The sequence below is a fragment of the Infirmifilum sp. genome (assembly GCF_049970975.1).
Lineage (GTDB): Archaea > Thermoproteota > Thermoprotei > Thermofilales > Thermofilaceae > Thermofilum > Thermofilum uzonense.
Map to the genome: position 1 here is coordinate 1 of NZ_JBMFLX010000027.1, position 19,177 is coordinate 19,177.

Annotated in this window: 19 protein-coding genes and 2 tRNA genes; 8 read left to right on the top strand and 13 right to left on the bottom strand. The window is 47.5% G+C overall.

Annotation, left to right across the window (positions count from 1 at the left end):
* Positions 1-2: 2 nt before the first annotated feature.
* Both ACP5KC_RS05540 and ACP5KC_RS05545 read right to left on the bottom strand, forming a co-directional pair.
* A tRNA-Ala gene (locus ACP5KC_RS05540) sits at positions 3-100 on the bottom strand.
* A 108-nt stretch (positions 101-208) separates the two neighbouring features.
* On the bottom strand, positions 209-1,690 hold the full coding sequence (locus tag ACP5KC_RS05545; protein WP_428286938.1) for an amidohydrolase: 1,482 nt from the start codon (positions 1,688-1,690) through the stop codon (positions 209-211).
* A gap of 33 nt (positions 1,691-1,723) precedes the next feature.
* Here ACP5KC_RS05545 and ACP5KC_RS05550 point away from each other — a divergent pair, with 33 nt between their 5' ends.
* Positions 1,724-2,584, top strand: coding sequence for a class I SAM-dependent methyltransferase (locus ACP5KC_RS05550; RefSeq protein ID WP_273432970.1), 861 nt, complete (start codon positions 1,724-1,726; stop codon positions 2,582-2,584).
* Between the two features lie 50 nt (positions 2,585-2,634).
* Positions 2,635-2,925, top strand: coding sequence for a V-type ATP synthase subunit F (locus ACP5KC_RS05555; protein WP_052884311.1), 291 nt, complete (start codon positions 2,635-2,637; stop codon positions 2,923-2,925).
* Positions 2,926-2,929: 4 nt separating this feature from the next.
* On the opposite strand, the gene ACP5KC_RS05560 is transcribed toward ACP5KC_RS05555, so the two are convergent.
* From ACP5KC_RS05560 to ACP5KC_RS05575, 4 genes are all read right to left on the bottom strand, one after another.
* Complete coding sequence (locus tag ACP5KC_RS05560) at positions 2,930-3,574, bottom strand: V-type ATP synthase subunit E (protein ID WP_191118442.1); 645 nt, start codon at positions 3,572-3,574, stop codon at positions 2,930-2,932.
* A 4-nt stretch (positions 3,575-3,578) separates the two neighbouring features.
* Positions 3,579-3,929 (bottom strand): hypothetical protein, encoded by a 351-nt coding sequence (locus ACP5KC_RS05565; RefSeq protein ID WP_052884313.1) that lies wholly within the window; start codon positions 3,927-3,929, stop codon positions 3,579-3,581.
* Entirely contained in the window at positions 3,911-4,234 is a 324-nt protein-coding gene (locus ACP5KC_RS05570) for a V-type ATP synthase subunit F (protein WP_236944940.1), read from the bottom strand. Before ACP5KC_RS05570 ends, ACP5KC_RS05565 begins: the two co-directional genes overlap by 19 nt.
* A gap of 159 nt (positions 4,235-4,393) precedes the next feature.
* Positions 4,394-5,716 (bottom strand): hypothetical protein, encoded by a 1,323-nt coding sequence (locus ACP5KC_RS05575; RefSeq protein WP_052884315.1) that lies wholly within the window; start codon positions 5,714-5,716, stop codon positions 4,394-4,396.
* 105 nt (positions 5,717-5,821) lie between these two features.
* On the opposite strand from ACP5KC_RS05575, the gene ACP5KC_RS05580 reads away from it, so the two are divergent.
* Positions 5,822-6,223: a Trm112 family protein gene (locus tag ACP5KC_RS05580; protein ID WP_052884316.1), complete on the top strand. Its 402-nt coding sequence runs from the start codon at positions 5,822-5,824 to the stop codon at positions 6,221-6,223.
* Here the strand turns inward: ACP5KC_RS05580 and ACP5KC_RS05585 are convergent.
* The gene (locus tag ACP5KC_RS05585) at positions 6,220-7,935 is read right to left on the bottom strand and encodes a glutamate--tRNA ligase (protein ID WP_052884917.1); all 1,716 of its coding nucleotides are present in this window, start codon (positions 7,933-7,935) and stop codon (positions 6,220-6,222) included. The genes ACP5KC_RS05580 and ACP5KC_RS05585 overlap by 4 nt on opposite strands.
* A 163-nt stretch (positions 7,936-8,098) precedes the next feature.
* Between ACP5KC_RS05585 and ACP5KC_RS05590 the strand changes: the two genes are divergently transcribed.
* Positions 8,099-8,173: transfer RNA gene (locus ACP5KC_RS05590), tRNA-Ala, on the top strand.
* Between the two features lie 109 nt (positions 8,174-8,282).
* On the opposite strand, the gene ACP5KC_RS05595 is transcribed toward ACP5KC_RS05590, so the two are convergent.
* Together ACP5KC_RS05595 and ACP5KC_RS05600 are read right to left on the bottom strand one after the other, a co-directional pair.
* On the bottom strand, positions 8,283-9,146 hold the full coding sequence (locus ACP5KC_RS05595) for a hypothetical protein (RefSeq protein WP_273432971.1): 864 nt from the start codon (positions 9,144-9,146) through the stop codon (positions 8,283-8,285).
* Positions 9,147-9,153: 7 nt separating this feature from the next.
* Complete coding sequence (locus tag ACP5KC_RS05600; RefSeq protein ID WP_424739049.1) at positions 9,154-9,552, bottom strand: hypothetical protein; 399 nt, start codon at positions 9,550-9,552, stop codon at positions 9,154-9,156.
* 35 nt (positions 9,553-9,587) lie between these two features.
* Between ACP5KC_RS05600 and iorA the strand changes: the two genes are divergently transcribed.
* Both iorA and ACP5KC_RS05610 read left to right on the top strand, forming a co-directional pair.
* Positions 9,588-11,453, top strand: coding sequence for an indolepyruvate ferredoxin oxidoreductase subunit alpha (iorA, locus tag ACP5KC_RS05605; protein ID WP_273432973.1), 1,866 nt, complete (start codon positions 9,588-9,590; stop codon positions 11,451-11,453).
* 5 nt (positions 11,454-11,458) lie between these two features.
* Positions 11,459-12,064, top strand: coding sequence for an indolepyruvate oxidoreductase subunit beta (locus tag ACP5KC_RS05610; RefSeq protein WP_191118444.1), 606 nt, complete (start codon positions 11,459-11,461; stop codon positions 12,062-12,064).
* Here ACP5KC_RS05610 and ACP5KC_RS05615 read toward each other — a convergent pair.
* From ACP5KC_RS05615 to ACP5KC_RS05625, 3 genes are all read right to left on the bottom strand, one after another.
* A complete protein-coding gene (locus ACP5KC_RS05615) occupies positions 12,008-13,162 on the bottom strand; it encodes a lycopene cyclase family protein (protein ID WP_052884321.1) in 1,155 nt (384 codons plus the stop codon). The two genes, ACP5KC_RS05610 and ACP5KC_RS05615, sit on opposite strands and share 57 nt — an antisense overlap.
* A gap of 12 nt (positions 13,163-13,174) precedes the next feature.
* Complete coding sequence (locus ACP5KC_RS05620) at positions 13,175-13,795, bottom strand: hypothetical protein (RefSeq protein WP_052884322.1); 621 nt, start codon at positions 13,793-13,795, stop codon at positions 13,175-13,177.
* Positions 13,796-14,072: 277 nt separating this feature from the next.
* Positions 14,073-16,010: a hypothetical protein gene (locus tag ACP5KC_RS05625; protein ID WP_428286939.1), complete on the bottom strand. Its 1,938-nt coding sequence runs from the start codon at positions 16,008-16,010 to the stop codon at positions 14,073-14,075.
* A gap of 97 nt (positions 16,011-16,107) precedes the next feature.
* Between ACP5KC_RS05625 and lysS the strand changes: the two genes are divergently transcribed.
* Positions 16,108-17,730: a lysine--tRNA ligase gene (gene lysS, locus ACP5KC_RS05630; protein WP_273432976.1), complete on the top strand. Its 1,623-nt coding sequence runs from the start codon at positions 16,108-16,110 to the stop codon at positions 17,728-17,730.
* Positions 17,730-18,080, top strand: coding sequence for a hypothetical protein (locus tag ACP5KC_RS05635; RefSeq protein WP_052884326.1), 351 nt, complete (start codon positions 17,730-17,732; stop codon positions 18,078-18,080). Before lysS ends, ACP5KC_RS05635 begins: the two co-directional genes overlap by 1 nt.
* A gap of 4 nt (positions 18,081-18,084) precedes the next feature.
* On the opposite strand, the gene ACP5KC_RS05640 is transcribed toward ACP5KC_RS05635, so the two are convergent.
* The coding region (locus tag ACP5KC_RS05640; protein ID WP_428286940.1) for a hypothetical protein at positions 18,085-19,177 on the bottom strand (1,093 nt) is incomplete at its 5' end.

Below are 19,177 nucleotides of genomic sequence, written 5' to 3' on the forward strand. Positions count from 1 at the left end.
AGTGGACCGGCCGGGATTCGAACCCGGGACCGCCGCCGTACTCGGAGCCCCCTACATTAGCCCTTGCAAGGGCGGCATCCTCCCACTAGACGACCGGCCCCTTAACGTTTAGAGAGTAATCATTATTTAACTCTTTTTCTAATGGAATGTCGGATGATGATTGCACGTCAGCTTGAGAGATGAAATGATTGGTCTTTTCTGACAAGCCTCATTGGGCTTTTGAAATTACCTCCTTTACCCCCTTCCTAGTGATAACAATCTCGGCCCTCGCCCTCTCATAGTCCTGCTTGCTGCGTGGTATATTTCGAAGGTTTGTGACTACAAGGGATCTGCCAAGAGAGGTGTTTTCTGAGTATAATCGCAAGGACTCTGTAAAGGTGAGTTTCTCGAAGGAGGTGTAATTATATATTGGCAACCCCTCTGGTCCTCCCCTCTCCACTGCCGCATAGACGCCTAGCCATGGATTAAAAGGCTCTACCGGGGAGTCCGATGATCCCATGAGGCGGGCTCCACTCGAAAGGAGAGACTTGAAGACATAGACCCATTGGGTTCTGTCGCCCAGTCTGTCTGTTATCCAGGTGTCGCTTAGAATGAAGTGTGGTTGGACAGATATTCGAGGCCTTAACTGGGAAATTTTTTCGAGTAGATCTAAAGGAGTTAGAGAAGCATGCTCTATACGAAGCGTGTTTTTTAAATGCTTTGCCGCTTCCAAAACTTGTTCAAGTGCCTTGTCTCCGATCGCGTGGACAGCAACTTCAAGATTTTCACGAACAACGCCCGAGGATAACTCAAGGATTGCCTTGGCGTCGAGGAGGAGTTCGCCGCTTACTCCTGCGTCTGAATAGGGCTGCCTCAAGGCTGCAGTCCTGGCGCCGAAACTGCCATCGGAGAAGAGCTTAACTCCTCTTATAAGGCCCCGGTATTTCTTTTGAACTCCTCTCAAGAACTCTGAGTGCTCAATATATGCGTTGTACTCATGGATAAGTTCTCCGAGATCCTCCAAGCGAGCGATAACTTCAAGCTCATCCTCGGTGACAGACATGGAGTGGAGTTGTACCACTCCGTAGGACAAATATTCCTCCAGTAAAGATTTCACCAGACTCACAACTTTATCCATTGGAGGTGGTGGAATCTTAGATAAGACATAGTATACGAGATCCTCGAGTACAACTCCTGTGGGTTTCCCGTCTTCAATTTGGATAAATTTAGCCATCTTATCGTACTTCTCCTTTAAGCCGAGGATATCCATAGCCTTTGTATTAAGAACAGCTGCGTGACCGCAAACTCTTACGAGAACGACTGGTTTTTCAGGTGCCACCTCGTCGAGATCATATCGGGTTGGGAGTCGTTTTTCCTCCATCTTATCTTGATCCCAGCCCCTGCCCACGATCCACTCGTTCTTAGCGGATGACTCGTATGCTTTCCTTACCAGTTCCTTTAGCTCATCAATTGACTTTACCTTTCTCAAATCTAGGCGTCCCTGAGCTAGAGCAGTAGAGTATAAGTGCATGTGGGCATCGGTAAGTCCCGGGATAACTATACGCTGGTCGGCGTCTATTACTCTCAGAGGCTGAAATCTATTAATGCCGCTCTCCCTCCCAGTGTAAAGGACCCCGCTTTCGAATGAGAAAACGATGCTGTCTACATCTTCAGAGAGCGGATATGATGCGTTGACGACGGCTAAACGCATAAAGTTAGGATTGAATCAGTTTTTATTAAAGGTATGGTTACACTTCGGGATAAACTTAAGGGGTATTTACCCGACAATATCCTAGGAATGGTGCCGACAAGCTTTGACATAGTAGGCTCGAAAGGAAAGGCTGTAGCGATCATCGAGCTTCCTGATGAGCTTGAGCCATACAGCAAAATCATTGGCGAGAAGATAATGGAGATTCATAAGAGCGTGAAAGCAGTGTATAGGAAGATGGGGGAGAGGAAAGGAGAGTATAGGGTACGTGAACTAGTATTGATCGCTGGCGAGGAGGTTAGAGAGGTAATTCATCGTGAACACGGTTATGTTTTAAAGCTTGACGTTACTCAGGTGTATTTCTCTCCTCGCGAGGCAACTGAGAGGCAGAGGGTTGCCGGTAAGGTAAAGCCCGGAGAAAACGTTATCGTAATGTTTGCGGGTGTCGGGCCATACGCTATAGCAATAGCAAGGAAACAGCCCTTAGTGAATAAGGTTGTCGCAATAGAAATCAACCCGGTAGCCTACAAGTACATGGTTGAGAATATACGGCTAAACAAGCTAGAAGATAAGATATTACCCATACTAGGCGACGTACGCCTAGAGGCATTAAAATTCTCGGGATTTGCAGACAGGGTCGTCATGCCTCTTCCCAAGGGAGCATATATGTTCTTGCAGGAGGCTTTTGGCTCTCTCAAGCCCTCTGGAGGCGTGATACACTTCTACTTCTGGGATCGAGAAGACACTCTTTTTCAGAGAGGCTTCGAGGTCGTGCGTAAGGTGGCTGAACTGAAAGGCTATCAGGCCAGCCTGCTTGAAGCTAGGGTGGTAGCCCCATATGCTCCGCATGTTTACAAAGTCGTCTTCGACGTACAGATTAAAAAGGTAGGTATTTAATACAGTCATACCCCTAAAGGGGGATAGTTTAATGTTATTAGGTCCTGGATATGTTCAAGGTGGGTGCTAGGTTGAAGATAGGGGCAGTTGTTTTATCTGATCTCGAGAAGGCGATTGAGGCCAGCGGCGTAGACAAGGTATACGTTGTTGACAATTGGAAAGAAGCTTTGAAGGTCATAGAGGAGGTCGTAAACAAAAAAGAGGTTGACTTGCTACTTATTGACGATGTGCTTGCCAGACAGATAGGAAAAGGAAAGCTCTCAGAGATCAAGTATAAGAGCCCTTTACCGGCGATCATTGAACTAGAAACAAACAGGATAAAGAAGCCGCTCAGCTCGTAAAATTCTATTTTTCCTTGTTCTCGTAGAGGAGTTTTTTGAGAAGCTCGGGCAGTACTCTTTCACGTATCTCTGTCAGTCTGGCTTCAAGAGTGGCGTTGAAGTACTCTTTCGCATCAGCTGACTCTGCTACAAAGCCGCCCTGACAGTCTATCTCCTCGCCGACGCTTAGAACTAATCCGGGCTTAACCTTGGTCAGGGCTGATGTCTTATCCCTTATCACTTTTTCGATGATTGTTTTACTCCCCCGGCACGGCCTGATCGTTATTTGATTGTTTTTCATGTTTTGAATAGCCTCCTCAAATCTTTTGGATAAAAATGCGTAGTAGTGATTCTCGTCCCTTAAAACTTCTAGAGCCACTTGTGATAGCACTTCCTCGAGGAGATTGAATATGTAGTTGTATCTTTCGGCTAGGTATTTCCGCCTTATTTCCAACCTCCTAGGGGCAAGCTCTGCCTCAATTTTCTGCCTAGTCTCGGTGAGAAGTTGGTTGATCTTCTGCTTCCTGAGATCCTCTGCCTTCACGTTTGCTTCATCTAATATTCTTTTGGCCTCTTCCTCAGCCTCTCTAATAATCCTTTGATATTCCTCCTCTGCCGCGCTTCTCAGCTCCTTTATTATAGCCTCCATAAAGTTCTGATTTTCGCTCATCATCTCACCCTATCAAAGTCTCCAGGAGAAGTTTTCTCAAATCTTCCCTGCGGGATTCAAGGGCTGACTTGACCTCGTTCAGCTTCTTTAGCTCCTGACTCTCATAGGCTTTAAGGCTTTCCTCGCGCTTCCTGCGTTCCTCTTCTAGAAGCCTTTGCACTTCCTCGTCTAGCGCTGCCTCTTGTGCTTTAGCTAGTATAGATTTGGCTTGTTCCTTAGCCTTGTTTAGAATCTCGTCGGCAATCTTCTTCGCCTCAGCTACTCGAGCTTCAGCCTTCCTTTGCTCCTCAAGTATCAATTTTATGTTTATCTCACTGGTAAAAGATTGAACAGACTCTACTCTCTCTTGACCCATTTCAACCTCACCCCGACTGCTAAAGAGAGCTTATTATATAATTCTTCCAACCTGTGAGTAGATGCCTTGGAGGAGGAGGGCACTACAACCAGCAAAGGAGGTTCCTTCATTACGGCCATTACCTCGCTGAGCCTGTTGCTTATCAAGGCGTATATTTCTCCCTCAATCATAGCGACCTTGCTCTCAAGTATCTTTGAAATAATTGCCTCTTCCTCCTCCTGACTAGGCTTCTCGCTAACCTTTATCACCTCGAACCCCAGAAGCCGTAGGGGGTCTATGGTTTCCGTAGCTCCTATGGCTACCACGCTCAAATACAACCCCCTAATGGTAACAATGCTTCTTATTTATTTTTTCTCCCATATCTCAATCCCCCATGCAAGGAAGGATTAGGAGCTAATTCTTATGCCAAAGTCTGGAAAGGGTAAGCTATTTTGAAGATTAGTTAAAGCGCCGGGAATCCAGACTCAGAGTAGTTGCTTTATATCTCTCGTTACTTTATTTTCAAGATCTTGGAGTGTCTCCATATCCTCGGCCTCTATTGTTATACGTATTACGGGTTCGGTGTTAGAGGCTCTAACGAGAAACCAACCCTTATCGGTATCTACTCGAACACCGTCGAGAGTAGTCACTCTTTGATATTCCCTCAAATACTTCTCCTGTAATGCCTCGACAAGACCGAATTTCTTCTCGTCTGGAACATCCAATTTGAGTTTCTTTACAGGAGGCATTGGAACCCTGTATGATGAGAGAGGCCCATCAAGCGTTTCAATCGTCTCAAGCATGAAGAGAAGAGAAACTATACCATCGTCCAGGTTAACCCCTTTGTAAGTCACAAAATGTCCGCTACTCTCGACACCCAGTTCCACGCCCGCCTTGATCGCGTCGAGAATCATGAAGATCCTGCCCACAGGCACCCTGACAACTCTTCCGCGCCTCGCAGCCACCGCCTTATCAACTATGCTAGAACACTCAACATTCGCGGCAACCTCTGCTCTGCTTAACCGGTTAAGCATGACCACTGCAGCTTGCTCCGGGGTTAAGGGCTCACCATTTTCATCAAAAAATATTACTCGATCCCCATCCCCATCCAGGGATACCCCGAGATCAGCTTTATAATACTTGACAAGATGCTCCATATACCTCGTGTTATCAGGAGTTGGTTCAGAGCCGCGCGCTGGGAAGCGTGGATCAGCATCACAGTTTACAGTGTAGACCTCATATCCAAGGTCTCTCAACAGGTGAGGCAACATCAGGGATGTCGCACCGTTACCGCAGTCGAGTACGACTTTTAGGCCTCCCTTATGACTCCCTATCCTGTGTAGAAACTCGTAGTACTCTGGAAGTATTTCTCGCTCCTTGGATTTGCCGTAGTTTTTCAGATCAGCCCAGGCCACGCCTTTCTCTGCAAGAGTTCGGATCTTCTCGATATCTCCCAGACAAATCGGGTCTCCACCTCCTCGGAAGAGTTTAAACCCGTTCCACTCTGGAGGCAGATGGGATGCCGTGATATACGCTACATGAAAACCAAGATGCTTGGAGGCGTAAATAGCCATACCTATGGGGCCTGCTCCAGCTTCCACAACACTTGAACCTGCTCCTAGGAGACCACTAATAAGGGCTTTCGCTAGTATGGGGGAGCTGAACCTAGTGTCGTGGCAGACACAGTACTCGTCTTGCTCAAAGTTTGAGAGAGCCCCCCCTATTATTGTTGCGACGTCAGGCGTGAGATCCTTTCCAAAAACACCACGAATATCATAAGCCCTAAATATATTGGATGGGACTCTCATACATTTCGATACTTTCAATTGCCTTAAAAATTCTTACCGTGCCAAAAATGATCCAGGAGAGAAATATCTAAATACTGAGGACTCGATTAGTTGTGAAGAAGAGATATGAAATACCGGTTAATGGATCTCCTGGCTTGCCCCTACGACAAGCATTTCCCGCTAGAGCTATACGTGGTTGAGAAGGTGGAGTACGAGGGGAGAACATTTACTTTCAAGACAAAGCCTGCCTGCGAGCTATACTGTGCCTATAGGGGTGTGAAGGTAGAGGATCTGGGAGGCAGGGATCCTGGTTGCGATGAATGCATAAAATTCGAGGTGAAGACCGGAATTTTATATTGTCCTCAGTGCGGGCGCTGGTGGCCGATAAAAGACGAGATACCCATAATACTTCCAGACCATTTACGTAAAAAGGAGAGCGATCTCAAATTCCTGGAAAGCATTAAGGACAAAGTGCCTGAGAAAATAATTAAAGAGGGGAAGCCCTGGAACCTCCAGAAACAAACCTAATCATGCGTGAATATATAGACACCTGGCTTCTCCACCCTAATGAAACCTATCCTGACAAATTGTACCCTATCCTCACTTTTTAGTTCACGTGTCGCAGGCTCCCCGTAACCTTTTATTACCCGAACCTCCGTTCTCTCAGCCTTCAGAATTGTTCCAGGGAAATTGTCGTCCTTAGGAACCCATTGGATTATTGGGAGCCCGTGATCCTTAGCATACGCCACGTCATTATTGAGAAATTCTAGCCTGCCCTCCTCACCTATCATGAAATTCCCGAGCCCCATTAGTCGAACTTCCCCTTTACCCGCGAGAGCACCTTCTTCAACTAGGATGTGAGGTGATTCGAGAATTATCTTCCTACGCCCTCTCTCTGGATAAGATGGGTGAACCATAACCTCGGCGACAACTGGCAGCGTAACCCCGGAAAGAACATACTCCTTAACGGGTTCGGCTACAAACATATACCTATTAGAAATGGGCTCGAGATACTTTTTATTCAAGGCATGTATCTTCTCAGTACTCAGGGTAGCAGTGGAAGGCTTTATCCCGACCTCAAAGACTAGATCCCAGATTGTTTGAGGGAGTATACCTCTCCTGCGCAGAGCTATTAAGGTCCCTAGCCTAATATCGTCCCAGCCATGATACGCGCCTTTCTCAATCCCTCTACGTATCACAGACTTGCTCAAAATCATCCCTTCAAGATTAAGTCTACCAAAGTGTATGCCTACCGGGGGCTTCCAGCCGAAATGCCTGTAGATATACTCCTGTTTAATCGTGTTAACCGCGTGTTCTTCCCCCCTTAGAATGTGGGTGATACCCATAAGATGGTCGTCAATAGCACATGCAAAGTTGTAGGTCGGCCAAACAGTGTACTTGTCACCCACGAGCGGGTGGGGGTTTTTACTTGTGTCTAGGACTCTAAAAGCAATCCAGTCCCTAACACTGGGATTTGGATGCGCGGGATCAGTTTTTATTCGCAGTACAGCTTGCTCCTCCCCGTACTCGCCAGCCAGCATTTTCTCCCATCTCTCGAGGTGTGTCTCAGGTGGGAGAAGCGAGCATGGATCCGGCCGGCCCTCATCACGGATCCTCTTTATCTCATCTCGCGGGTGAGTACAGACATATGCCCCTCCAGTTTCGATGAGCTTCCTCGCATGCTCATAATAGATGGGCATCCGGAGGCTCTGAATATACTCTTCATCCCATTTAACACCAAGCCATTTGAGGTCCTCTCTAATCATGTCGTAGGCTTCTAGCATGGGTTTCTTTGTTTTGGGGTCTGTGTCCTCGAATCTGAGGATGAATTTTCCCTTGTACATGACTTTAGCGTAGTAATAGTTTAGTATGGCTGGACGCGCGCTGCCAAGGTGTAGGACGAAGTCAGGGTTCGGGGCAAAACGAGTCACAACGAAACCGTTAAATTCTTCAACGCGCGGAAGTGGAGGGAGCTTTCTTTCCTCCTCCACCCTCTTCTCACGTACTAGGGCCTCGGGCCATGTTTCCCGTAGAAGTTTTTCTTGTTCCTCCAGAGTCATGTTGTTAACCCGTGAGACGACGTCCGTCACAACAGCAACAATTTCTCGAGCTCGTGTCCTCAGCTCCGGGAGCTCTGCGAATACCTTACTTACGACTGCCTTAACCTCAGCCTTTCCCCCAAACCTTACAGCGTTAGCTAGCGCGTATTTCAAGGCTACTTTTTCAACATCTACCTCCATATCTCTTGCCAAGCTGTATTCTAGTCGACGACTAAATTAATGCTTTTGCGAAGCCTTGGGCACGTTTAGCATTGAGTGCCAACAGGAACTCCTATCTCCTACAGGTATCACCTTGTCCAAGGAGACAAAAAACTTAAAAGTCTCATATTCTCGTTTTGATAGAGGGCCGGTCGTCTAGTGGGAGGATGTCCGCTTGGCATGCGGGTGGTCCCGGGTTCGAATCCCGGCCGGTCCACCATCCATCGTAAACTCATTATAAAGGCGAAATTCTAATCGGGATCTTAGTGTGAAAAGCTTCGCCTGTACTCCTTATATCTATAGAAACTGTGAAAGAGCACCACGGGAACCTATCGGGCATGCAGTAAAGTGTAGAGTCCCTTGCTTGTTAGCTCTACCTGAGCTTGACGGAGGTGAAGGTATCCGAAAAGAATGAGCCGTCGAGCTATATCTGATCCCCTCACGGAAAGTTCACGCGTGATGTCAAGCAGGGCTCTATAGCTCATTACGCCGCCTCCGTTTTCGACCTCGGAGAGGAGACTTAGGGCTACCTCGCTGTCTTCGCCGAACGCATTTTTGAGGAGATCCTGTGGTACGCCTGGACGTGGTGCGCGTGGCGCTATGGAACCTTTAGTCTTGGCTTCGGCTCTTTCAACATCTATGTCGCCTTCAGCCAAAGCCCTCAGCTGTAACGCTTTGGGGAGACTGAGGCGTTTTGCATAGATGTATCCGAGTATTCCATGAAGACGTAAAGTGTGCCAGTCCCTGGGATCTGTGGGGTTTAAAAGTATGAGTTTTTCAGTTCCCAGTGAGCCGAGGGCTTGTATAAGAATGGATAAAAAATCTCCTCGTATATTGGTCGCGTAGATGCATACTTCTTTTTTGCTGATAGCAGATAGCGTCGAGGTTGCCGGAGCGTTGGGGAGTAGCAATACGCTACTGCACTCGCTATATGTGCCTGTGTAGGTTGCGATGGAGAGAATACCCCACCATTCCTCGGGCTCGACTGCAGCGGCTTTCCAGACAGAATGAGGACCAGGAGCTAAGTTTAAGAGAAATGAGAGCCTTTCGGGCTTCGCCAGGCGAGTGTCGTGAGCCAGGGCTTTGGAGACAAGCCATTCAGGTGCGAGCGTCCATGGTGGACAATCGCCCTCGGGTGTTACGGAGAATACATTATCGGGGCACTTGTCCCCATAAATGACTAGGACTTGCATTTCGTAGTCACGCCGGTCTGAATGTCTCCGGCGTTGGTTGCTGCGGCGGTAGTTGTAATGGGAGCATTGGTGGAAAACCAAGTTCTTTTAACAGGAGCATCACTTCGAAGAAGACTAGGGAGGTTAACATCTGGAGAAGTTGTGGATCAGGTGACCCTTTTGAGAGTTTTAGGTTTACTTCTTCGATTTCCTTTGAGTCGCCTGTGAGCGTGAATTTCCCTTTAATTTTAACTGAGAAAACAGCGGGTACGCTTTCAACGCTAACGACGAACTCGGCTGATAGCTGTTTTTCACTTAACGATATATTAAGCGGAAAATTAACTTGCATGTTTACGTTTAACGGCGTCGGGGGAGGCTCTGCGAATTTTTCAGCCTGTAGATAGGTGAACGCTATAGTTGTCTGCACGAATACCTTTAATTATAATTCAACACTTAAATATTGTGCCGAAGGCTATTATTAGCGGTAATGCTGGTGAAAGAAAGCTTCTCCTTGGAAACGAGGCAATAGCTCGTGGAGCTCTGGAGGCAGGAATATCTGCTGCCGCCGCTTATCCGGGAACCCCCTCAACGGAGATCATAGAGTCACTTGTCGATGTTGCAGGAGAGTATGGAATTTATGTTGAATGGAGTACGAACGAGAAAGTAGCCCTCGAACTTGGAATCGGTGTGTCGATGATGGGGCTTAGGTCCCTGGTAGCGATGAAGCATGTGGGACTTAACGTGGCCTCCGATCCATTGATGAGCCTTGGCTATACCGGGGTTATTGGTGGGCTGGTCATCGTCACCGCGGATGACCCGAATGCTCACAGCAGCCAGAACGAGCAGGATAATCGACTTTACGGAATTCATGCAAACATACCAGTTTTTGAGCCCTCTACTGTACAGGAAGCTAAAGACTTGACTAAAGCCCTCTTTGAAGTCTCGGAAAAATTCCAGTTAAGTGTCATTCTAAGAACAACCACTCGCCTCTCACACAGCAGGTCACCTGTAGTTTTCGGTGAAGTTACCCGTCCTTCACGCGACGCCTCTTTTCACAAGAACCCTGAGAGATGGGCCCTCCTACCCCCCTACAATCTAGTAAAACACCGCGAAGTTTTAGAGAGACTCAAGAAACTGGAAGAGTACCTCTCTGAGTTCAGGTTTAACTCCGTGGTTAAGGGCGAGGACAACGTTGCAGTAGTCACTTCCGGGATCACATACAACTACGTCCTAGAGGCTGTCGAGGAGTTGGGAGTAAAGCCAACAATATATAAGCTTTCCTCGGTGTTTCCGCTTCCGAGAAAAATTGCTCTTGAAATCTTGAATTATGAGAAAGTCATTGTAGTGGAGGAACTAGAGCCTGTGATCGAGTGGCAGCTTAAGATCATCGGCTATGAGGAAAAAACTGGAGCCGAAATATATGGTAAAACTGTGTTCCCGAGGGTGGGCGAGCTGAACAAGGAGCTCGCCAAAGCCGGGATCGCCGCTGTAACGGGTATAGAATATAAGCCTCCGGAGGCAGCTCTAAGCCCTCCGGGACTCCCGCGGAGACCGCCTGTACTTTGCCCTGGTTGTGGACATAGATCGACATACTATGCTGTAAAGCTGGCTGCACAGAGGGCGAGGGTCAAGCCCATATATGCTAACGACATAGGGTGCTATACTCTTGGTTTCTATCCGCCATACGAGATGGCTGACTTCACGTGGAGTATGGGCTCCTCTATTGGTATAGGACTGGGCATAGCACGTTTTAGCAAAGAACCTGTGATTGCGTTTATTGGAGACTCCACCTTCTATCATGCAGGTATACCAGCCCTGATAAACGCCGTGTATAACAAAACACCTCTCCTCGTAATTGTTATGGATAATAGTATTACTGCCATGACTGGACATCAGCCTCACCCCGGTTCCGGGGTAGGGCCCAGTGGTGAGTCAAGGCCACAGATAAAAATAGAGGACGTGGCCAGAGCGGTAGGCGTCAAATTCGTGGAGGTGGTGGACGCCTATGATGTAACGATTGTGCGAGACACTGTACAGCGAGCACTGCGATACATTAAGGAAACAGGAGAGGTGGCGGTCATAGTATCCCGTCGTCCATGCGCATTGCTTGATGTTAGAAATAGGCGTCGTAGGGGTGAGGAAATTAGACCATATATAATCGATGAGGCAAAATGCATCAACTGTGGTATCTGTGTGGATAAGTTTGCCTGTCCCGCCATAGTTAGAGAGAATAGCGGAAAGCCGAGAATTCTTGCCGAGCTTTGCGTAGGGTGCGGCGTATGCGCCTCTATATGTCCTGCGAAAGCTATCCGACCGGCGATGGGGTGATCTCTATGGCGCGTAAAAGTATAGTTGTAGCTGGAGTTGGGGGACAGGGACTTATAACCATTGGAGGTGTGCTGGGTGAAGCTTTAAGCGAGAAGGGCTTCAATGTGAGCGTAGGCGAGGTACATGGTTTGTCGCAGAGGGGTGGCTCTGTTGTAGTCTTCCTGAAGTATGGTGATGGATCAGTGTCTCCCATCGTGACTACGGGTGAAGCCGACTTAATTATCGGCTTGGAGCTAATAGAGGCGGCGAGGCGTCTCCAACTGGCTCGCAAAGGAGGCTTCGTTATTGTGAATGATTTTCTACTGCCTCCACCTGCCGCCGGAAAAGTGCCGAGCCGCGAAGAGCTGCTGAAAAGCATTAGAGGCTCAGGATTAAATGATTTTGTAATCGATGCAAATGGACTGGCTTTAAAGGCTGGGTCGGAGATAGCTGTGAACATGGTTATGATTGGGGCCAGCCTTGCCACGCGTGTAATCGACGTCAGTGTAGAAGATATCGAGCGTATTTTGACTAGGCGGTTTAAAGGAGAGTTACTGAGAATAAATCTGGAGGCGTTAAAACTGGGCTACGAGGAGGTTGAAAAGAAGAGGTATAGCTCTCAGGTAAAATAGTGGTTCTCTTTTCATAAGTTCCATTCCTAGCTTCCGGAGCAAGCTTGTCTGAACATCCATGTCCCCATACTTGGAGACGAGCTCTTCCCCATTTATCCTCTTTAGAACCAGGAATAGTTCGTTTAACTCTTTATCGTTCATCCCGTCAAGAAGCCTACGCAGCAATAGCTGGCGCTTGATCTCCCGTCCTAAGAGTCTCCTGATGCTATAGTCGTAGTGGGCCTGCGAGTTCTTCGCGAGGGCCTCGGCCAAGTAAAGAGAGGCATAGGAGTGATACACGAGTCCTCCCCCTGTCGTCGGTTTTGTTTGACCTGCCGAGTCCCCAACATAGTAAACTGTGCCGCTCACCTGATCCGCCAGCCCACCGGTATAGACGGCTCCACCAAGCACCCTCAACCTAGAAGTGGGTTTTATAATACCATTTGTGATCTTCTCGAGACGATTAGCGAGAGTCTTTAACCTTAGAAGAACATTTCCTTTAGAGGCTAACCCTATTCGAACCCGATTGTCGTCGAGAGGAACAGCCCAGGCAAAAAATCCTTTAGAAAACTGATCGCCTAGAAAAACGTGTACATATTTATACTCCTCGAGTCGCGCACTCATATCAAACTGCAACGCAGGTATTACGTGTTTTCTGGCTTCGGGTCTTCTAGAGGTTAGACTTTGAAGCCCCCTTGCATCAACGATAAAGGAGGGTTTGAGGGTCGTGTCCCTAAAGTAGACTTTTCCATTCGCGAGACTAGCCTTTACACCCAATACAAATTTTACCCTGTCAGCAACCAATTTATAGAGCATGTACTCGTACAAAGGTCTGTTGATCACAACCGCTACGGGCTCCGTCCTCGCAACAAGCAATCGAATCCCGGAAGGAGAATAGATGTATGCTCCATGTATGTAGTTTACGGCTAGATTTTGCAGAGGCACCCGTAGCGCATTCTTTACGCCGTTTAAACTAATAAGCCCTGTGCAGTGTTCCGGATAACCTATCCTAGCGTGCTCTTCAATTACCAATATATCGAGATTCGTTCTCTCTAAGATATTTCTGGCTGCTTGCAGACCCGCAGAACCTGCTCCTAGAACTATCACTTCGGGTTTCATGTGGGATGCCGATCAATAGGGATTTTCTCTCATGAGGATTTTTAGTTCGCGTGCTAGTTGTTTAGCCATGTCTATAATCATTTTTCCCTGCCTCTCCGAGGAAAACCCTAGCCTCTTAATTATGACTTCGCCCTCGGAGTCGATCTTTAAAGCCATGACCCTGAGAAGCTCTAATGGGGATTTACCATTATAAGTCTTCTTTAGTGCCTCAAGCTCCGAGAGTACCTCAGATCCTCTCCTGAGTACAAAGCCGTTCAGAAGGATCCAGCTATTCGCAAAAGTCGAAAAAACCTTCCTGGCCTCTGACACACCTATATCAGAAAGTTTCAGCATGGAAACATATCTCCCGCCCCTAAAGTCCTTGCCCTCCTCGACTAAATCTTTCGCCCTGAGCCTTAAAATTGCGTCCTCTATCTCTTGTGAGAAAGGAAGGAATACTGAGGGAGAAGCCTTTACAGAAACATATGGATATAGGAAGAAGCATAAGTGAAGGGTCTCCTCGCCATAGAAGGGCGTCCTCCCATCCAAATATAGGAATAGGAGAAGGAAATCATCGAGCACTGGTTCGTATATGGGGGCTAACTCCAACTTTTCCGCGATCTCAAAGTGCCAGTCCAACGTCAATAATGTCATCACCACCAACACTAGCCTCCAAAGATAAAATCCTTATCGCTTGTAACAGTGCTCCCATCAAAGCTATGGAAGATTCCTGGCCCCGAGGAGGCCCTCAAGCATGCTCCTGTCCTTTTCGAGTCCCCTGAGCGTCGCTTCCATGCTGTCGAGTGCCTTCCTTTAGTCTAACAGGATGCCCACGTAGGGCCTCACCGAGAAGAAAGATGACACCAGGAGCAAGACACAGCCCTCAAGAGGGGTAGCCGGGAGCCATCACCCGGTGACGCAGGGCGGCAGGCTACACCTCTATTATGTCTGAGGGCTCCCTTTTTAAACTTTTAACAATCTTCCTAACGACGACAACAACAATAATTATCAATACGAGTAATGCCGCCAACTCAAGGTATTGAGTGGTTATAATGTACCCGTTTACTACGGCAATAATATCTAACGTTATACTCTTGAACGAGTCTGAAACTAACGTCACATTGTAGGCTCTGTCTCCTACACGCACAGTATACTGACCCTGCGGCAGGAATCCTGCATCCACGCGGCCATAAATGTCTGTGCTCAAGGTTTTCCTTATCCCAGAACCATATATTACTACGGGCATGCCTGCAATGGGTTGATTAAGCGCGCCTAGCAATTGTATTCTAAGCTGATAGATTGGAAGAGAGAATACGAAAACATTCTGAGCCTCTGTGACTTCCAGTTCACCTTCGTAGACTTTGTCCTGGGCTATATAAACAGTGAAAGTATACTTTCCCGGGATAACCCCCTCAATCTTTGCCTTACCACTGCTCGAGGAAGAGTTATAGGAAAGGGCATTCCCCTCAAGCATTATCGTGTAGTTTGTGAGAAGGCTTTCAGTACCTTCTCTCAAGAGAGTGATTTGAACGGTTGTAGTATTGGTAATTATTGGAAGGTACGAGTCTCCCTGCACCTGGATCTTTGTGCGAGCAATGACGTTACCGGCCAAATAAATGAGTATCACATATTCTCCAGGCGGTAAGGGGCAGACTTCAGCATCTCCATTTCGTGTGAGGCCAGAGGCCACAATCTTACCTTGTGAGTAGATGGTATAGTACGCGTTGCGAACCTTTCCCCCACTTCTATCGAGGAGTGTAAAGGTTAAGGTATAGATTGGCGGCGTCAGAGTAAACCTTGGAGGAGGAGTAGTTACAATCACGTCTACAAGCGACAAGCCGCTCGAAAAGAACCTGAATAGAAGCGTTGTATTATCTCCATTCACCAGAACTGAACTATCACTTGTACCCAAAGACTTTTCAGAGGAAAACACGCGGAAACTCACACCTGTCAACCCACAGAGAGAAGCCGGTTGAGCAACATTGAATGACACAGGATACACCAAGGCATCAAGAGATATGGAAGTAGCGTTGAACCTTGTCATTAATAACTTAGGAGGCCCCCCTACAATCAGGTTAGCTGGAAATCTGCTAAGGTTTGTATGGGTAGGAGCATTGACGAAGATGAAAACTTCCGGGTAAGGGGGTAACTGCACTCTAACGCCAAATCTGGCCTCTATGCCATAGAGGTAGGAATACGTAGCCTTGAGAAAATCTCCACGCAGGGATACATTTTCAAAAGGAACTATTGCTTCGACTACTTGAAGACTCTCTCCGAGAAGAGTAATACTTGTCTGGTTAAGAACCCAAAAAGGCTTATTCACCACGTTCTCGAACTCGCCGCCGCGAAGCAGGAGTACTAACCTTATTCCTAAAGTTTTGAAGCCTGGGATTGGAGGAGAAGAGATGTTAAGAGGCGAGGTCGTTGAGCCACCTGGGAGTGCAAAGAAAGCTAGAATAGGTTGTCGAGGCGGTACATCAGAGAATGTGACTTCTACCTTGTGGGGAGTCCCATCAAGCATCAGGATTGCTGTATTCCAGAGAACCCCGGTTCCTCTTATCGGCTTGTAGTCCACCCCATCCACAAGTACTGTGGTGGGCTGTTTCCCTGATGCCGCATCGGTTCTGATAATTAGTATTTTTGAAGATGTCGTTATCGAAAGAGTCGTCCCAGGGATCATGAGGTAAGAGCTTTTCCATGAAACGCCATCGTACTCAAGAACCTCCGCGTAGTTAACGTATACTGTTGGCACAGCCTCCAGCATGGGAGGCAAAGCCAGGAATATTAAAAGTACCGCTAGCGCAGCACGCATATATGACCATGCAACAACCTCAGATCCAGGATTTGAAAGTGTTGCTGATAATCTCATAAAAACAGCCTATGGAACCATGGCAACGGGAGGTAAAAGTTTTGTCAAATGGCTCGGGATAAGCATTTATATATTTATGTTAAGGTAGCTGGATAACGTGCACTGGACGGAGAACGTAGCTAGGCAATTACTCTCCACTACAAGTAAAGAAGACGTGATTGTAGGGAACGGCGGTTTGTCTGTTTCGGGGCTCCAACACGTTGGAAGGCTGAGAGGAGAGATAACAATTGTAGACACAGTTTTAAGAATAACCCGTAAGCTAAGCGGGAAAGAGACCAGGCATCTGCTCACCTTGTACACTGTGGACTCATGGAAGGGTAAGGAGGGGCAGCTTAAGCAGTTCAAGGACGTCAACGAGGCGCGCTCGTATACGGGATGGCCCTTGTATCGTGTCCCCGACCCGCATGGATGCCATGATAACTGGGTAGATCACTATTGGGAGGAATTTGGCTCTTATCTTAACCGGTTTGCAGAGGATGTTAAAGTCGTGACGACAAAGGAACTTTACGAAAATAACGATAGAATGAAGGAATTCGTACTTCTCTCACTGACCACACATCGTGAAAAAGTTATCGAGACAATTAACAAGTACAGGGGTGAGAAAAAGCTAGGTAAAGACTCGTTCCCCTTCCAGCCGATTTGCGATAAGTGCGGCAGAATCGATACCACGGAGGTCGTTGAGGTCGACCCAGCTAACTATCGTGCTAGATACGTGTGTAAACATTGTGGTAATGAGGGCTGGCAAAGTCTTACAAAGGGTAAACTGAACTGGAGGGTCGAGTGGGTTGGCGTATGGTATTCTTTGAAGGTCATGTTCGAGCCCTACGGTAAAGATCATGCCACCCCAGGGGGGTCGAGAGACAGCTGTAACGATCTTGCGAGGAATGTTTACGGGTTCGAACCACCTTTGGGACTTGCATATGAGTGGGTTGGATACAGGACCAAGGGAAGAGACGTGGGTGATATGGGTTCAAGTGACTTCATAGGCTTCTCTCCTAAAGCATGGATAGAGGTTGCGGAACCCGAGATCCTCAGGTTTATATATCTTATCTCGCCTCCGATGAGACGAGTAGTGCTAAGCCTGGAAGAAGTGCCGAGCTATTATGACAACTTTGACAAGGCAGAAAGGGTATTCTTTGGTCTAGAAGAGGGCGAGGAGGATGTTGCTGAAAGCTACAGGTTGTCGCTCTTACACTCTCCGCCCAAGGAGCCCCCGTTCCAGCTTAGATATTTAACCGCGATGATCTTGGCACAGGTACTCCCCAGCGGAGGAAGAGATATCGGGGAAGTTCTACAGAGGTTACGCGAGACAAAGCAGCTCAATCGAGATCTGCATCCATGGGAACTCGAAAGAATAAAGACCCGCATATCCTTAGCAAGGAGATGGTTGGAGCTATATGCACCTGAGTACTACCGCATATCCATAGTTCCAGAGCCCCCAACTAAGGAGATTACCCAGATTCTAGACGCATCCACTGCAGGTCTGCTTAGAGAACTAGCGTCATTGTTAGAGTCTCTCGACTCTTGGAACGAGGACTCAATAAAGAATGTTATGATGGGCTTGAAGAAGGACAAGGAATTAGAGAAAAAACTTTTCACCACGCTTTACCTGGTCTTCTTCGGCAGACCCAGCGGGCCTAGGATCGCCCCATATCTCGCTATGCTTAATAAAGACTTCGTAGTCACAAGACTAAGACAAGCATCATCTCTCATAAGGTGATGAAAACGTCGTGGTCAGACTACATGGGAGAGAAAGTTAAGCCAAGCACGCTCCTCATCATTGTAACTCTTATTCCGCTGTTTCTAAACGTGGCAATCTTTATTATAACCGATGGCTTCAACGTCAATCCTACAACACCACCCTTCCTCTACATGTTTGGAACCCTAGCTATGGCTGTTATAGCTGTCCTGGCATCCATTATAGGCTTCACGATGGCTCGGGACGAGGAACCGGAATGGGGGTCGAAAATCCCCTTTAAGGTTATTGAGGCGATGAACGTTTTCTCAATTTTATTATCGATAGTATTCGCATTACTCGTCGTCCTTATATACTTCCTGAAAGGAATATAGAGATTTACTTACCGCAAAGCTCTCTGAGACGCTGTATCTCTTCTTCCCGTTTTTTAAGCTCCTCACGAAGGCTGACGTTTTCTCTCTCCATTTGTTGAACCATATTCTCGAGCTCGGCAAGCCTCTTCAGCTTGTCCTGCAAAGCCTTCTCACGTGAATCGAGTTCAAGCTGCCTTGCCTCGAGACGCTCCCTGAGCTCTATGAGCGCGCTTTCCTTCGAGGCCACCATGCGCTGGTACCCGACTAGCTCTCTTTCCTTCTCGAGTAGACGCTTCTCCCACTCTACCAAGCGCTCATTCTCCTTTATAAGCTTGTCACGGTAGGGCTCTAACTCCTCTCTAATACGCTTCTCTCTTAAAGCTATCTCATCGTTTAGCTTTTTGAGCTCAGCCTCTTTCTGAGCCACTTGTCGAGAAAGCTCCTCGTAGTGGCTGATAAGAGCGCTCACCCGTCTCTCCTTTTCTGAGAGGTCTCGCTCAAGCCTGGCAAGCTCCTCCATTTTCTCGGAGTATGTCTTTTCTCTTCTCATGAGATCTTCTTCCCATGACTTGAGCTTCTTTTGGAGCTCAGCTAACTCTATGCGTAGCTTTCTAAGCTCGTCGCTTTCAGCTGCAACCTTGTTAGCAAAAAGTTTAATCTCGTTTTCTTTTCTCTCAAGCTCTATCTGCTTAGTGTTGAGCTCAGTTTCCTTTTGTTTTAGAAACTCTATGTATTTGACGAGATCCCCTACTTCGGGGATCCTCGAGACAGCCTTGTTAAGCTGCTCGAAGAGCGGTGTTAAAGCCTGCTCTCGCTGTAGTAGTATCTTCTCTTTCTCCTCGAGGCGAATCCGCATCTCCTCTAATTCCTTCACCTGTTTCGATAAGCTTTCAGCTTTAGCTGAAAGCTGGGAGTATTCTTCGACTAGCTTTGTATACTTTTGAGTCTCCTCCATGAGAGACTTTACAAGATTCTCTGAGTTCGCAAAGGTTGTGCTGAGACCCTCAAGCAACTTGGCAATATTATCTAGAGATTCACGAAGCAGACCGTGAGTCTCAGAAATGCTTTCCAGTTCTGATATCACCTTCTTTAACTCTTCAAGCTTGCCTGCAGCAGCT